The sequence below is a fragment of the Candidatus Nitrospira neuquenensis genome, from assembly GCF_979578155.1.
The window spans coordinates 20,652-33,892 of the sequence record NZ_CEFZDU010000019.1 but is presented as its reverse complement, the minus strand read 5'-3'; the positions used below and the strand labels follow the sequence as shown (position 1 = coordinate 33,892).

14 protein-coding genes are annotated in these 13,241 nt (G+C 71.4%); 11 read left to right on the top strand and 3 right to left on the bottom strand.

Translation table 11 applies throughout. The features are described 5' to 3' along the window. Positions 1–158: 158 nt before the first annotated feature. The 11 genes from AC1U7O_RS08600 (at position 159) to AC1U7O_RS08550 (ending at position 10,450) form a co-directional block, all read left to right on the top strand. Positions 159–890 (top strand): Tll0287-like domain-containing protein, encoded by a 732-nt coding sequence (locus AC1U7O_RS08600; RefSeq protein WP_479894312.1) that lies wholly within the window; start codon positions 159–161, stop codon positions 888–890. A gap of 47 nt (positions 891–937) precedes the next feature. Then, complete coding sequence (locus AC1U7O_RS08595; RefSeq protein WP_479894311.1) at positions 938–1,300, top strand: response regulator transcription factor; 363 nt, start codon at positions 938–940, stop codon at positions 1,298–1,300. Positions 1,301–1,356: 56 nt separating this feature from the next. Continuing rightward, positions 1,357–1,842 carry a chemotaxis protein CheW gene (locus AC1U7O_RS08590; protein WP_479894310.1) on the top strand — a complete coding sequence of 162 codons (486 nt, stop codon included), beginning with the start codon at positions 1,357–1,359 and terminating at the stop codon, positions 1,840–1,842. A 42-nt stretch (positions 1,843–1,884) separates the two neighbouring features. Then, positions 1,885–3,756 carry a methyl-accepting chemotaxis protein gene (locus AC1U7O_RS08585; protein WP_479894309.1) on the top strand — a complete coding sequence of 624 codons (1,872 nt, stop codon included), beginning with the start codon at positions 1,885–1,887 and terminating at the stop codon, positions 3,754–3,756. 15 nt (positions 3,757–3,771) lie between these two features. Further along, entirely contained in the window at positions 3,772–6,540 is a 2,769-nt protein-coding gene (locus tag AC1U7O_RS08580; RefSeq protein WP_479894308.1) for a hybrid sensor histidine kinase/response regulator, read from the top strand. Then, positions 6,537–7,196: a chemotaxis protein CheW gene (locus AC1U7O_RS08575; protein WP_479894307.1), complete on the top strand. Its 660-nt coding sequence runs from the start codon at positions 6,537–6,539 to the stop codon at positions 7,194–7,196. The genes AC1U7O_RS08580 and AC1U7O_RS08575 overlap by 4 nt, the downstream gene beginning before the upstream one ends. Continuing rightward, on the top strand, positions 7,165–7,617 hold the full coding sequence (locus AC1U7O_RS08570) for a chemotaxis protein CheW (RefSeq protein WP_479894306.1): 453 nt from the start codon (positions 7,165–7,167) through the stop codon (positions 7,615–7,617). The genes AC1U7O_RS08575 and AC1U7O_RS08570 overlap by 32 nt, the downstream gene beginning before the upstream one ends. A 25-nt stretch (positions 7,618–7,642) precedes the next feature. Further along, on the top strand, positions 7,643–8,503 hold the full coding sequence (locus AC1U7O_RS08565) for a response regulator transcription factor (RefSeq protein WP_479894305.1): 861 nt from the start codon (positions 7,643–7,645) through the stop codon (positions 8,501–8,503). A gap of 17 nt (positions 8,504–8,520) precedes the next feature. Then, the gene (locus AC1U7O_RS08560; RefSeq protein WP_479894304.1) at positions 8,521–9,264 is read left to right on the top strand and encodes a hypothetical protein; all 744 of its coding nucleotides are present in this window, start codon (positions 8,521–8,523) and stop codon (positions 9,262–9,264) included. Between the two features lie 436 nt (positions 9,265–9,700). Then, a complete protein-coding gene (locus AC1U7O_RS08555) occupies positions 9,701–9,886 on the top strand; it encodes a DNA gyrase inhibitor YacG (RefSeq protein ID WP_479894303.1) in 186 nt (61 codons plus the stop codon). Between the two features lie 27 nt (positions 9,887–9,913). Then, positions 9,914–10,450: a hypothetical protein gene (locus AC1U7O_RS08550; protein ID WP_479894302.1), complete on the top strand. Its 537-nt coding sequence runs from the start codon at positions 9,914–9,916 to the stop codon at positions 10,448–10,450. Between the two features lie 26 nt (positions 10,451–10,476). Here the strand turns inward: AC1U7O_RS08550 and lpxD are convergent, their stop codons facing one another. Genes lpxD through fabF form a run of 3 tightly spaced genes read right to left on the bottom strand, consistent with a single transcriptional unit; the run spans position 10,477 to position 13,171 of the window. Next, positions 10,477–11,562: a UDP-3-O-(3-hydroxymyristoyl)glucosamine N-acyltransferase gene (gene lpxD, locus AC1U7O_RS08545; RefSeq protein WP_479894301.1), complete on the bottom strand. Its 1,086-nt coding sequence runs from the start codon at positions 11,560–11,562 to the stop codon at positions 10,477–10,479. 5 nt (positions 11,563–11,567) lie between these two features. Further along, the gene (gene acpP, locus AC1U7O_RS08540) at positions 11,568–11,873 is read right to left on the bottom strand and encodes an acyl carrier protein (RefSeq protein ID WP_479894300.1); all 306 of its coding nucleotides are present in this window, start codon (positions 11,871–11,873) and stop codon (positions 11,568–11,570) included. Between the two features lie 44 nt (positions 11,874–11,917). Beyond that, on the bottom strand, positions 11,918–13,171 hold the full coding sequence (gene fabF / locus AC1U7O_RS08535; RefSeq protein ID WP_479894299.1) for a beta-ketoacyl-ACP synthase II: 1,254 nt from the start codon (positions 13,169–13,171) through the stop codon (positions 11,918–11,920). Positions 13,172–13,241 lie beyond the last annotated feature (70 nt).

Genomic DNA, 13,241 nt, shown 5'->3' with positions numbered 1-13,241 from the left:
TACAAATGACGCAACGATCTGTCTCTCGGTAAGATTTTAGATGACTCAATACGATTTCTTGACAGGCAGGGAAGCCGGGCATAGGCTAGGCCTTGGCCGGCGGCCCGCGGCCGGCCTGGTCGGAGTGACCATCGAGCGCCCGCCGTCAGGAGGTTTCCGTGCGACATCGCAGCAGGGGCTGGATCGCCGTCGGCGCGTCGGTGGCCGTCATGCTGGCGGGCGGGGCGGCGCGGGCCGGCAGCGAAGCGGAGACCGCCGAGCTGCTGATCAAGCTGATCCAGGCCGGCCGGAGCGTCGTCTCGGCCCACCAGGACCTGATCAACGATCCCACGAAGGGCGAGAAGGGCTTCACGCCGAGTTACTTCGCCGAACAAACCCTCGCCACATTCCGTGACACAACCGGCCTCGATCTCTCCCGTCCCGCGGCGGCGCCCCGCATGCGCCTCCTGTTCGCGCTCTTGGAAGCGGGCAAGGAAGTCGTCGCCGACTACCAGCCGGTGATCAACAAGCCCGGCGTGGCGTTCAAGGGGTTCATCCCCGCGCTCTGGGGAAGGAAGACCGGCGAAAAATTCGCCCAGCGGACGGGTATCCGCGTGAAGCTGACCGCGACGGACTACCGGTTTCCCGGAAACCGGCCGGATCAGTTCGAGGCGGAGGTGCTGGAGCAGTTCGCCGACCCACGCTACCCGCGCGGACAGGGCGTCAGCCGCGTCGTGACGATGGATGGGAAGGCCGCTCTGCGGGTGATGGCGCCGGAATACGCCACCGCCCGCTGCCTCGTCTGCCACGGCGAGCCCAAGGGCGAGCGGGACATCACCGGGATGAAGAAGGAAGGCTATCGGGAAGGCGACCTGGCGGGGGCGATCAGCGTGATCCTGCCGGTCCGGTAGGCCGCGCGCGCCGTCGGGTCGGGACCCGGCCGGGCAATGGAGCGAGCATGAGCAAGATCGTCGTCGTCGAGGATTCCCAGGCGGACCAGCAACTGATCGCCTCGTACCTGAAGTCGGCCAGCCACACAGTCGTGTCCTACGACAGCGCGGACAAGCTGGAGGAGCGGCTCATCATCGATCGGCCGGACCTGATCCTGTTGGACGTGATCCTGCCGGGCCGGAACGGTTTCCAGGTCTGCCGCGATCTGAAGAGCGACGAGCGCTTCAAGCGGATTCCCGTCGTCCTCTGCACCTCCAAAAACCAGGAGAGCGACCGGTTCTGGGGCGAGCAGCAGGGGGCCGACGGCTACGTGGTCAAACCCTTCAAGGCGACGGACCTGCTGGCGGCGGTGAAGCGGGCGCTCGGCTGACGGCGGCCGGCGTCCCCGCCCGGCCTGGGGTCGTCCGAAGCGCGGCGGGAGTGGCGATGGATCAGTTCGTCGTGCCGGCCCAGCCGGCTGAGGGGCGGCAGGAGCGGGCGATCCGGGTCTGCCTCCTGCAGGTCGCCGGCGAGCACCTGGCCGTGGACCTTCGCCACGTGCAGGAGGTGTTCGAGGTCGAGGGCGTTACCCCCGTCCCGGGCATGCCCCCGGCGCTGGTGGGTGTGACCAACCTGCGGGGCCTCGTCATGCCGGTGGTGGACCTCAGGCGGGTCGTCGGGCTGCCGACCTCGGGCCCGCCGCCCCGCTTCGCGGTCGTCCTCCGGCACGGCGATCAGCACGCCGCGGTGCTGGCCGACGAGCTGCCGGAGCTGCGGCACGCGCGGCCGGAGGACCTGCTCCCCGCGCCCTCGCGGGACGCGGGGGCGCCGCGGACCTTCCTGTGCGCCTTGTTGCGGACGGACGAGCGGATGAGCGGCGTCGTGGCCGTCCCCGATTTGCTGGCCAGCGTGGGCCGACGGGAGGCGTCGTGACCCGGTGAGCGGCGCCGGCGGCCCGACCTAAAGGAGGGGAGCATGGGGCTGGGCGGGTTCCCGCGGAGGTTCCGGGATCTCCACACACAGACGAAACTGATGCTCGGCTTCGCGGCCGTCGGCGCGATCATCGTCGGCGTGGGCTACGTCGGCGTGACGGGGCTGCGCGACCTCGGCCGACAGCTGCAGACGGTCTACGCGAGCTCGACGGTGGCGTTGGCCAACCTCGGGACGGCCAGCAGCAACCTGGGGCTGTACCACGACGCGGTCCTCCGTGCGGGCCGCATGACCCGCAAGGCCGACTTCGAGGACGCGGTCAAGGTCCTGCCCGACCTGAAGAGCCGGACGCTCGCGCCGCTCGCGCTCTATGCCGCGGGCCAGATGCACGTCACGAAGAGCGGGGGCGACGAGAGCAAGGAGTACCAGGCCCTCTCGGCGAGCCTGAACGCCTACTTCACCGCGGCGGAGGGAGCGATCAGCGCCCTGAGCGACGGCTTTTCGCCGGCCCTGAACGAGGAGCAGCGGGGCTTGATGCGCGAGCTGGGCACGCTGGCGATCTCGGTGGACGTGGCCGGCAAGTACAGCCAGGCCACCGACGGCCTCCGGGTCCTGCTCGATACGGTGCGCGAGGTCGCGAAGGACTTGAACGAGTCCGGCCAGGCGGTGGCGGCCGGCCGGATGCGGCAGATGGCGCTGGGCGCGCTCGTCGCCATCGTCCTGGGCCTGGGCATCGGCTACGCCCTGGCCCGCTTCTTCTCGGCCGGCCTCGCGCACATCGCGGATGTCGCCGCTCAGGCCGCGGCGGGGCACCTGCAGGCCCGCGCCAGGCTGGAGGGGCGGGACGAGCTGGGTCAGATGGCCGCGGCGTTCAACACCATGCTCGACCGGCTGACCAAGCTGGTGCAGACCGAGGAGGAGCGGAATCAGCTCCAGCGTCGCCTGATGGAGTTCCTGGTCCTCGTGTCGGAGGTCAGCAAGGGAGACCTCACCAAGCGGGGCGAGGTCACGGCCGATATGTTCGGCAACCTGGCGGACGCGTTCAACCTCATGCTGGAGCGGGTCGGCCGGCTGATGCGGCAGGTGCGCGAATCGGCCGAGCGCGTGAACGATTCGGCCGCCACCCTGCGCGAGACGGCCGGCCAGATGGCCGGGACGGCAAAGCGGGAGGCGGAGGAGGCGTGGCGGACGCTGGAGGCGGTGGAAGGCCTCACGCGGGCGATGCGCCAGGTGGCCGAGACCGCGGGGTCCTCCTCGGAGAGCGCCGGGCAGACCCTGACGGCGACGGAGCGCGGCCGCCTCGCCGTGCAGGAGACCGTGCAGGATATGCAGAGCATCCGGCTCGCCGTGCAGCGCATGGCCAAGCAGGTGAAGGGCCTCGGGGACCGGTCGCTGGAGATCTCCCGGATCGTCGCCACCATCCGCGAGATCGCCGCCCAGACGAACCTGCTCGCGCTCAACGCCGCCATCGAGGCGGCCGGCGCCGGGGAGGCCGGCGCACGCTTCGCGGTCGTAGCCGAGCAGGTCCGGAAGCTGGCCGAGAGCTCCTCGCAGGCGACGAAGGAGATCGCCGAGCTGGTCAAGGTCATCCAGACCGAAACCCAGGAGGCGGTGGTGGCCATGGAGCATGAGACCCAGGCGGTGGAGGCCGGCTCGGCCTCGGCCCTCAAGACCGGCGAGGTGTTCCAGGAGATCTCGCGGATCGCCCAGCGCTCGGCGGAGCTCGCCCAGGCGATCGCGCAATCGTCGCTGCGCCAGACCGAGGCGACCGACGAAGTCGGCCGCTCGATCAAGGAGATCACCCGCGGCACGACCCTGACCCAGGCGGCGGCGGAGGAGACGAGGCTGACGGTCGAGGAGATGGCCGCGCTCGCGCAGGGGTTGCGGGACGCGGTCGCTCAATTTAAAGTCGCCTGATTGCCTTCCCCATCCATGGAGACCGATCCCCACCGGGATTCGTTGATCGGCGTCTTCCTGGCCGAGGCCGACCAGGTGATCGGTCGCATCGTCGGCGCGCTCCAGCCGGACCAGGGCGGCGAGCCGGCCGAGTCCGCGCTGCGGGAGGCCGGCGTCCTGGCCCATACCCTCCACGGCTCCGCCGCCCTCTACGGCTTCGACGGGATCGCGGCCCTGGCCGGGGAGCTGGAGGCGGAGCTGGAGGCCCTGGCCGGCCGGGCGCCGGCCGAGCGGTCTGCGGCGCTCTCCCGCCTGCGCGGCCTCGCCGCCGAGGTCCAGGTGCGGTTGGCGGCCGTCGAAGGAGACCGAGCGGCGGCGCCGGTGGCCGCATGCGGCCGCGACGTCCCGCTCGGCGAGTCTCCCGACTCACCCTCGGCGCAGAGCCTGCCCGACGCCTATCTCCTGCCCGAGCTGGACGCCGAGGTCTTCTCCTACTTCTCGCCGGAAGCCCAGGACTATCTCGACCAGCTCGAGGCGGCGCTGCTGCGGCCGGACATCCAGGACGCCGACGCCGGCACGGTCCAGCAGCTCTTCCGCACAGCCCACACGCTCAAGGGCTCGGCCTATACCGTGGGGTTCGCCGCGATCGGCGACCTGACGCACCATGTCGAGGATTTCCTCGGCGGGGTGCGCGAGGGGCGGCGGCGGTTGACGCCCGAGCTGGCCGACCTCCTCTTCCGCGTGGTGGACGTGATCCGTCTGCTGCTGCGGCGGGACTCACGGCGATTGGCCGAGACCGGGCGGGAGTTCGCCGCCTTGATGGCGCGGCTGCGGCGGGAAGCGACCGGCCCGGCCGCGGCGGAGCCGGCCCCCGTCGCCGCCCCAGAGGCCGCGGAGCCCGGGCCGGCCGCCGCGCCGGCGGAAACCGTGGAAGGCGCGGTCATCCGGGTCAGCCGGGACCGGCTCGAGCGGCTGCTGAACCTGGTCGGCGAGCTGGTCATCAGCCGTGGACGGCTGGAGCAACGGGTGAAGGGGTTGGAGCAGCTCTCCCGCCAGGTGATCCAGTGCAAAGAACGGATGGCCGACGCCGTGCGGTCGTTCGAGGAGAAGCACGCGTTCACCCTGGCGGAGCCGGCGCCCGCGCGGCAGGACGCGGCCGCGGGGTGGCTTCCCGACTCGGCGGTCTTCGGCGGGTTGGAGCTCGACCGCTACGACGACGTGAACATCCTGGCCCGCCGGATCGGCGAGGTGTCGGCGGACGTGGCGGAGGCCATGGCGCAGCTCAACCAGTCGATCCGGCGGGCGCGGGAGGACATGGGGCAGCTCCAGCAGCTCAGCCGGTCCATGCGCGACGAGATCGCCCGCGCCCGCATGGTGCCCATCGGCACGCCTTTCACGCGGTTCCGCCGCGCCGTCCGGGAGATGGCCCGCGCCACCGGCAAGGACGTGACGCTCGCCACGTCCGGCGAGCGGACCGAGGTGGACACCGGCGTCGTGGAGCGGCTCGTGGACCCCCTCGTGCACATGGTCCGCAACGCGGTGGCCCACGGCATCGAGCGGCCAGAGGTCCGGGTGGCGAGGGGCAAGCCCGCGACGGGCACGATCTACCTGCACGCGGCCCACCGCGGCAACTCGGTCGTGGTGGAGGTGGAGGACGACGGCGGGGGGCTGGACCTGGAGAAGATCAAGGCGAAGGCGACGGCCCTGGGGCTGCTGCGGCCCGAGCAGGCGGCCGTCCTCCCGGAGGGCGAGGCGGTCAAGCTGATCTTCCTGCCGGGGTTCTCGACGGCGGAGCGCGTCGGCGACCAAGCCGGCCGCGGCATGGGCATGGACGTGGTGAAGCGGGCGGTCGAGGCGATGAGCGGCCACATCGCCATCGAAACCGAGCCGGGCGTCGGCACGAAGTTCACCCTGACCCTGCCGCTCACGCTCCTGATCACGGCCGCCCTGCTCGTGCGGGTCGGCACCCACCGCTATGCCGTGCCGCTTTCCGGCATCCGGGAGGTGGTCCACCCTGCCCCCGGCGCCCTGCAGGAAGTGGGAGGGCGGACGCTCCTGACCGTCGGCGAGGAGCCGGTGGAGGTGAGGGGGCTGGGCGGCCTGCTGGGGATCGGGGAGGCCATGCCGTCCGCCGGCGTGCCCGTGGTCGTCGCGCGGACCTCCACGGGCCTCGCGGGCCTGGCCGTGGATGAGTTGTTGGGCCAGCAGGAAATCGTCATCAAGCCGCTGGGGACGCTCAAGGTGCTCCGGGAGTCTCCCTTCGCCGGCGCGACGCTCGACCCGGAGGGCCGGGTGGTCCTCGTCCTCGACCCCGCCAAGCTCCTGGCCGGCCGTCGGTCGGAGGAGGCCCTGCCGGCCGAGGGGGCGGCGGCGCTCATGGCGGGCGAGGCCGTGTCCGCGGCCGCGGACGAGCGCGCCGACCGGCTGCTCCTGATCGACGATTCGCTGAGCGTGCGCAAGTTCGTCGGGCGCATGCTGGAGCAGGCCGGCTACCGCGTGGACACGGCGGTGGACGGGGAGGAGGGGCTGCGGCGGGCTGGCGAGCGGGCCTATGCCTTGATCATCACCGACCTCGAGATGCCGAAGCTGAACGGCTACGAAGTGATCCGGGGCCTGCGCCAGCGGCCGCACACCTCCGCCACGCCGATCCTCGTCATGACGACGAGAGCGGCGGAGAAACACAGGCAGATGGCCGTCGCCCTGGGCGCGTCGGGCTATGTGACCAAGCCCGTCGAAGAACGGTCGCTGCTCCAGGAGGTGGCGCAACAGATCGGCGCGATCGCCCACGGGAGGGCGGAGTCGTGAGCCTGCGCGGCCGTCCCGCCGGCGCCGCGGCGGCCGTGGTGCGATCCTTCCTCCTTGTCCGCTGCGCGGACACCGCCCTGGCCCTTCCCGCCGAGATCGTCCAGGGGTTCTACGATCAGCGGGCTTGGGAGCCTGGGCGGTCGCCGGACCGCTCCCCGGACGATCTCGGGCGCTGGATCGGCCTGGGGCCGACGCCGGCGGACGCTGAGCGGCCGGTGGTGCTGGTCGGGGCCGGGGGCGGGCCGATCCCCTTCCTGGTTGACGAGGTCGTGGGCATGGTGGACGTGCCGCCCGGCGCGATCCATCCGTTGCCGGCCCACTTCGCCGAGGCCGAGCGGGGACGATTCGTCGGGCTGTTCCTGACGGGGACGGGGCTTGCCGTGGTCGTGAACGGCTGGTGGCTGGTAGGCCGGGAGCCGGCCGCTCCGCCCTCCGCCGCCTGGCTGGAGGCCCCGGCCCCCGACCTGTCCCCTGCTCCCTCCCCGGAGGTGACGGAAGCCGAGACGGTCGCGTATGATGGGCCGCCGGCCCGCGCGACGGCGCTGCGTCTGGGTCGGTCCGCCGAAAACCCGGCGGCGCCGGCGCCCGATCGGCTCGATCGCCTTGAGGTCGAGGAGGCGGCCGATGACGAAGACGCTCCGTGGGCTGAACTCTGAGCCGCCGGCTCCGGTCCGGAGCGTGGCGCTCCTCCGCTTTTCGGTCGGCGGGCACCGCCTCGCGGCCAGGGTGGAAGAGGTGGGCGGGGTGTCGCCCTGGCCCGGTGCCATGCCCGTCCCGAGCGAGGCCGCCCATGTGACGGGCTTGCTGCGGCAGGGGGACGAGGTGCTGACGGTCTACGATTTCGCGGCGAGGCTGGGGACGGTGGTGGACGGCGCCGAGACCCTCTGCCTCGTCGCGCGGCACAGGAAGGGGCCCCTGGCGATCAGAATCGATGCGGTCCTGCCGACCCTGCACCGGGTGCAGGTGACGGACATTGAGCCCTGGCCGGAGCAGGGGGCCGACTGCCTGGGCCGCTGCCGGATCGAGGGCGAGATGGTGCCGGTCTATGCGCTGTCGGCCCTCGGCGGGCCGGCTTGAGGGCGGACGCGGAGCCGGGGAGCGTATGCCGACGGTTCTGTTCGCCGACGACAGCATCACGATCCGGAAGGTGGCCGAGCGTCATCTGGCGGACGCGGGGCTCGACCTGGTCTTTGTCGGGAGCGGCGAGGAGGCCCTGGCCTGGCTTGAGCGGGGCCGGGCGGACCTCGTCGTCACCGACGTGATCATGCCCGACCGCAGCGGCTACGACATCTGCGCCTACGTCCGATCCCAGCCCCGTCTGATGAAGACGGGCGTGCTGCTGATCACGGGCATCGTGGACGAGGAAGTCCTCCGCCGGGCGAACGACTGCGGCGCGGACGGGGTGGTCAAGAAGCCGTTTCACGGTACGACGCTGCGCGACCGGGTGAGGGAGGTGCTGACGGGCCGGCGGGAGCAAGGGGAGGCACCTGCTCCGGCGGAACCGGCGACGCCTCCCCGGCCGGCCGTCTCGGACGCCTCGCCCGCCGCGCCGCCTCCGCCCAAGGTCTATCGGATCACGGAGGAGCAACTCCAGGCGTTTCGCCAGGCGGCGGCGCGGATCAGGGCGCTGGAGCAGGCGCTGGCCGAGGAGCAGGCCCGCACGGTGGAGCTCGAGAAGCAAGTCCGGGGCCTGGCGTCCGACCTGGAAACGGAGCGGGCGCGGACTGCGAACGCCGGCATCCTGGATGCCGCGGCGGCCCAGGTCCTTGAAGAGGCGCGGGCGGAGGTCGTTTCGCTGCGGGAGCGGCTCGCGGAGGCGGAGCGGCTGTTGGTGCGGCTGCGGCGGCGCGATCGGGAGCTGTCCGGCCGACTGGCCGGGATCGCCCGCCTCGCCGCCCTGCCCGAGGCTGTGGCCGCTCCAGATCAGCCGGACCCCGCGGGCCCGCCCGACAGTCCCTCGTGAGCCGGACGGAATCCACCATGGGGCCCGCAGCCGACGATGCCTTCCTCGACGAGGTCGCAAGGCTCTTCGCTCGGGAAGCGCGGGAGTGGCTCGACCAGATCAAGGCGGCGATGCCGGCGCTGGAGTCCACGGCCGCGGCCACCCGCGTCGCAGCCGCGGCCACCCTCCAACGGGCCCTGACCAACCTGGGAGGGTCGGCGGCCACGGTCGAGCAGCCGACGATCGAGCAGGCGGCCTTTTCCCTGTTGCCGTTGCTGCCGGCGCTCAAGGGCGGGCCCGCCGCCGCCTCGACCGCCCTGGCCCGGCTCCGCGAGGGACTTACCTCCCTCGAGGCGGCCGTCCGGCGTCTTGCGGGGGAGGAGCCGACGGACGCGGAGGCTGCGCAGCCCGTACGGGTGACGCCGGTCGAACTCCGACAGCTCGATCGGTGGGCGGGGGAACGGCAACGCCTCCTCTCCCGGCTCGACGCGGGACTTCCGGCCGCAGAACGGATTCTCCAACGGCTGATGGAGGGCGGGGACGGAGGGGGGCGCCTTGGCGAAGAGGTCAGCGCCACCGTCGAGGACTTGGCGAGCCTGCAGGCTGAGGCCGAATCGGTCGGGGCGACGGATGTGGCGACCCTGCTGCGGGGGCTGGGCCTGTTCCTCAGGGTCACGGCGGGGGGGAAGGTTCGAGTCACCCCCCACCAAGTCCGGGCGGTCCGGACGAGGGTGGCGGCGCTGCGGCCGATGGCCGAAGCCTGGTGTCGCCGGGAACCTTGATCGAGGCGATGTGCGGAACCGGTGGATTTGTTTGGTGAGTGAGCGCCCAAAATTTGTGCAGTTTGCTATTCGACGCAGCGGCCGCGTCGCCGCGAGTCCCATGCACAAGCCTATCCACAACTCATCCCCACATTTTGTGGACGGCGCCTCCGGTGTGGTCGGTGATGGAGGCGGAGCGCGGGGCCAGGGGTGCGGGCTTCGCGCGGCGGGAGGGCGCGCACCCTTGTCGCGGGCTGCGCCGGGCGATTGAGAAGAAGGAACACCGTGCGGGGAGCGGAGACGGCGGGCTCGCGGGCTCGATGAAGCCCCGTGACGCGGGCAAGAGGGGGCTCGATCGTCCAACCGCTGGAACGGCCTGTGAAAATCACAGGGTCGGTTCCCTCGGCCCCCCTTATCCACAATTCCCCCGCCCGAGGGGGCTTGCTATAATCCGGCCATGACCGTCCGCTGCCCGATCTGCCGTGACGAGTCGGCCTGGGAAGGCAATCCCTGGCGTCCCTTTTGCTCGGAACGCTGCCAGTGGCTGGACCTCGGCGCCTGGGCCGGGGAACGGTACCGCGTGCCGACGGCCGAACGACCGCCGGACGCAGAGCCCTCCGCCGATCCTCTGCCGGAACGGTAGCGGCCCGAGCGAGCCCGCAGACCCGCCATGCCGAAGATCATCACCGCCAAGCGCCAGGAAGGGGAGCTGGACCGGGCGCGGGACTACGTCAAGAGCCACATCCTGTTCCCGTCCGGCCTCCTCGGCCTGATCTGTCTGGTGGCCGGCACCTTCTCGCTCCTCTACCAGTTCCTGTTCGCCACGTACACCTTCCACTCCTTTCTCCAGACCAGCGGCCTGCTCCTGGCGGGGGGACTCCTCGGGTGGGCGCAGACCCGCTACCACCGCTACCTGCTCGATCAGCACCCCTGGCACTTCGCGACCCGTATGAAGCTGTTCGGCAAGGGCGGCGGCAAGCGGGCGAAGAAGGATGCGATCACCCAGACGCTGGACCATCCGGGACGGAGCGTCGTGCCGTTCCTCTACCTGGCGGGGGCCGGCGCCCTGATCGGGTTGGGGGCCTGGAGCGCCTTCTCCGGCCGGGTGGATGCGATGGCCGCCTTCGCCATGCCCTGGGCGGCCTTCTTCTGGGCGAAGATGTTCTTCTGGCGGAGCGTGCTGGGACGGGGAAACGGCCGGTCGTAGCGCCGGACGACCGGGAGGGCGACGACCTACTTCGCGCGCTTGGGCTTGAGCTTCTTCTCCGACTTCGCCTGCGGGGTGCCGCCCTGTTCGAGGGTCCGCACGCGCTGCTCCAGGTCGCGCAGGTGCCGGCGCAGCTCGGGCAGCAGGGGAATCACCGCGTGGGCCTTGAGCGCCACCTCGCCCGACATGACCGGCGCACCGGCCACCATCTGGTTCGACGAGAGGTTGCGGTTCACGCCGGTCCTCGCCGCGATCATCACCTGATCCCCGACCTGGATGTGGTCCGCGATGCCGGCCTGGCCGCCGACCATGACGTGGTGGCCGACCGTCGTGCTCCCCGCGATGCCGACCTGGGCGACCAGGATGCTGTGCTCGCCGATCGTCACGTTGTGGGCGATCTGCACTAGGTTGTCCACCTTGGTGCCGCGCTTGATCGTCGTGCAGCCGAACGTCGCCCGGTCCACCGCGACGTTCGCCCCCAATTCCACGTCGTCCTCGATCACGACGGTGCCGAGCTGCGGGATCTTCTGGTGCCGGCCCTCGTGCTGGACATAGCCGAAGCCGTCGCTGCCGATGACGGTGCCGCTGTGGACGATGACGCGGGCCCCCAGTCGGCAGCGCTCGCCGACGGTGACGTTGGGGTAGAGGATGCTGTCGTCGCCGATCTCCGCGTCGTCCCCCACGAAGACGCCGGGGTAGAGCGTGACGCGGGCCCCGATGTGGACCCGGTCGCCGAGCGTGACGAAGGGCCAGATGGACACGTCGGGGCCGATCAGGACCTCGCGTCCCCTGGCGATGGGCTGGCCGATGCCCCGCGGCTTGCAGGCGGCCGTGAAGAAGCGCTCGACGATCTTCGCGAAGGCATAGGCGGGGTTGGGCGCCACGATCTGCGGGCGGGCCAACTGGGGGACCTCGCGCGCCACGACGAAGGCGGCGGCCCGGGAGGCGAGCGCCGCCTTCAGGTGGCGGTCCGAGGTGATGAAGGTTAGGTCGTTCGGCCCGGCCTCCGCCAGGCCGGCGACGCCGGCGACGGTCGTCCGACCGGAGCCGACCAGCCGCCCGCCGACGGCGTGGGCCAGGTCCTCCAGCGCGATCGCGGGCTGTTCGACCATGGCGGCTAGCCCTTCTTCTTCGCGGAGGGGCGTCGTCCGGAGGGGGCGGGGCGTGCCGGCGGCGCGGGGGCCAATCGCCCCTCGACGTAGGCGACCACGTCGGCGACGGTGGAGAGCTTCTGCAGGTCCTCGTCGGGGATCTGCAGGTCGAAGGCTTCCTCGATCCGGAACAGCAGCTCGATCGTGGCCATGGAGTCGAGGCCGAGGTCGTCGCGCAGCGACATGTCGGACTGGATCGTGGCGGGGTCGCGTTTGAGGTACTGGGCGAGAGCGGTCTTGATCCGCTCGGCGATCGCTGACTGATTCTGCATGCGGACGGTCTCCCCTGCCCAGGCGGTCGGCGGACCCCTGCGCGTTATCGGTGTCGCGTGAATACCACCGCCGCGTTGTTGCTGCCGAAGCCGAAGGCGTTGAGCAGCGCCACCTTCAGGGGGCGCTCCTGGGCCTCGGCGGAGATGCCCGGGAGGGCGCAGGCCGGGTCGGGGTCTTCATAGTTCACGGTCGGATGCGTGCGGCCGGTGCTGAGGCTCAGGGCGCAGGCGATCGCGCCCAGGGCACCGGCCGCGCCCAGCGTATGGCCGATCATGGACTTGGTCGCGTTGACGACGAGGCGGTCGGCGCCCTGGCCGAACACCCGCCGCAGCGCGCGTACCTCCACGGCGTCGCCGATGGGCGTGGACGTGGCGTGCGCGTTGACGTAGTCCACCTGGGCGGGCGTGAGGCCGGCGTCCCTGAGCGCGAGCGAGATGGTCGTGGCCACCTCCTCGCCGTCCTCCTTCGGGATCACCATGTGGTAGGCCTCGCTCGTGGCCGCGTAGCCCGCCACCTCGGCGTAGATGCGCGCGCCGCGCTTCTTCGCATGGGACAGCGACTCCAGGATCAGGGCGCCGGCTCCCTCGCCCATCACGAACCCGTCGCGCGCGCGGTCGAAGGGGCGGGAGGCCTTGGCCGGCCGGTCGTTGAACTTGGTGGACAGCGCGCGCAGCGAGCAGAATCCGGCGAACACCAGCGGCGTGAGGCTGGAGTCCGCCCCCGCCGTGACCACCACGTCGGCCCGGCCGGTGCGGATGCTCATCAAGGCCTGCCCGACCGCGTGGGCGCTGGAGGAGCAGGCGGTGGAGATGGTCAGGTTGGGGCCCTTGGCGCCCGTCGCCATCGCCACGATGCCCGAGGCCGAGTTCAGCGTGATCGTCGGGATGAAGTTGGGATGGACCCGATGGGGCTTCCGGCTCTGGTAGAGCTGCGTGATCTCCCGCTCGCCCATGACCATGCCGCCCATCCCGGCCCCCACGATGACGCCGACCCGGTGCGGGTCCTCGCGGTCGAGGCGGAGCCCCGAGTCCGCCATCGCTTCCTTGACGGCGACCAGGGCGAACTGCGCGTAACGGTCCACCCGCTCGGCCTGGGTCGAGTCGAGGTACTGCGTCGGCGTGAAGTCCAGCACCTGGCCGGCGACGCGGGAGCGGTAGTGTTCGAGGGCGAAGTCCCCGAGCGGACGGAGGGCGGAAATGCCGGACCGTCCCTCGATGGCGGACTTCCAGAACTGGTCCACCCCGATGCCGATCGGAGACACCACGCCCAGCCCTGTGATGACGACTCGCTTCGCCATGGTCTCCTGAGGTCGTCGCGGACCGAAAACCGCCCTTCTTTTACCCCAAGCCCGGCGTGAAATCAACTTG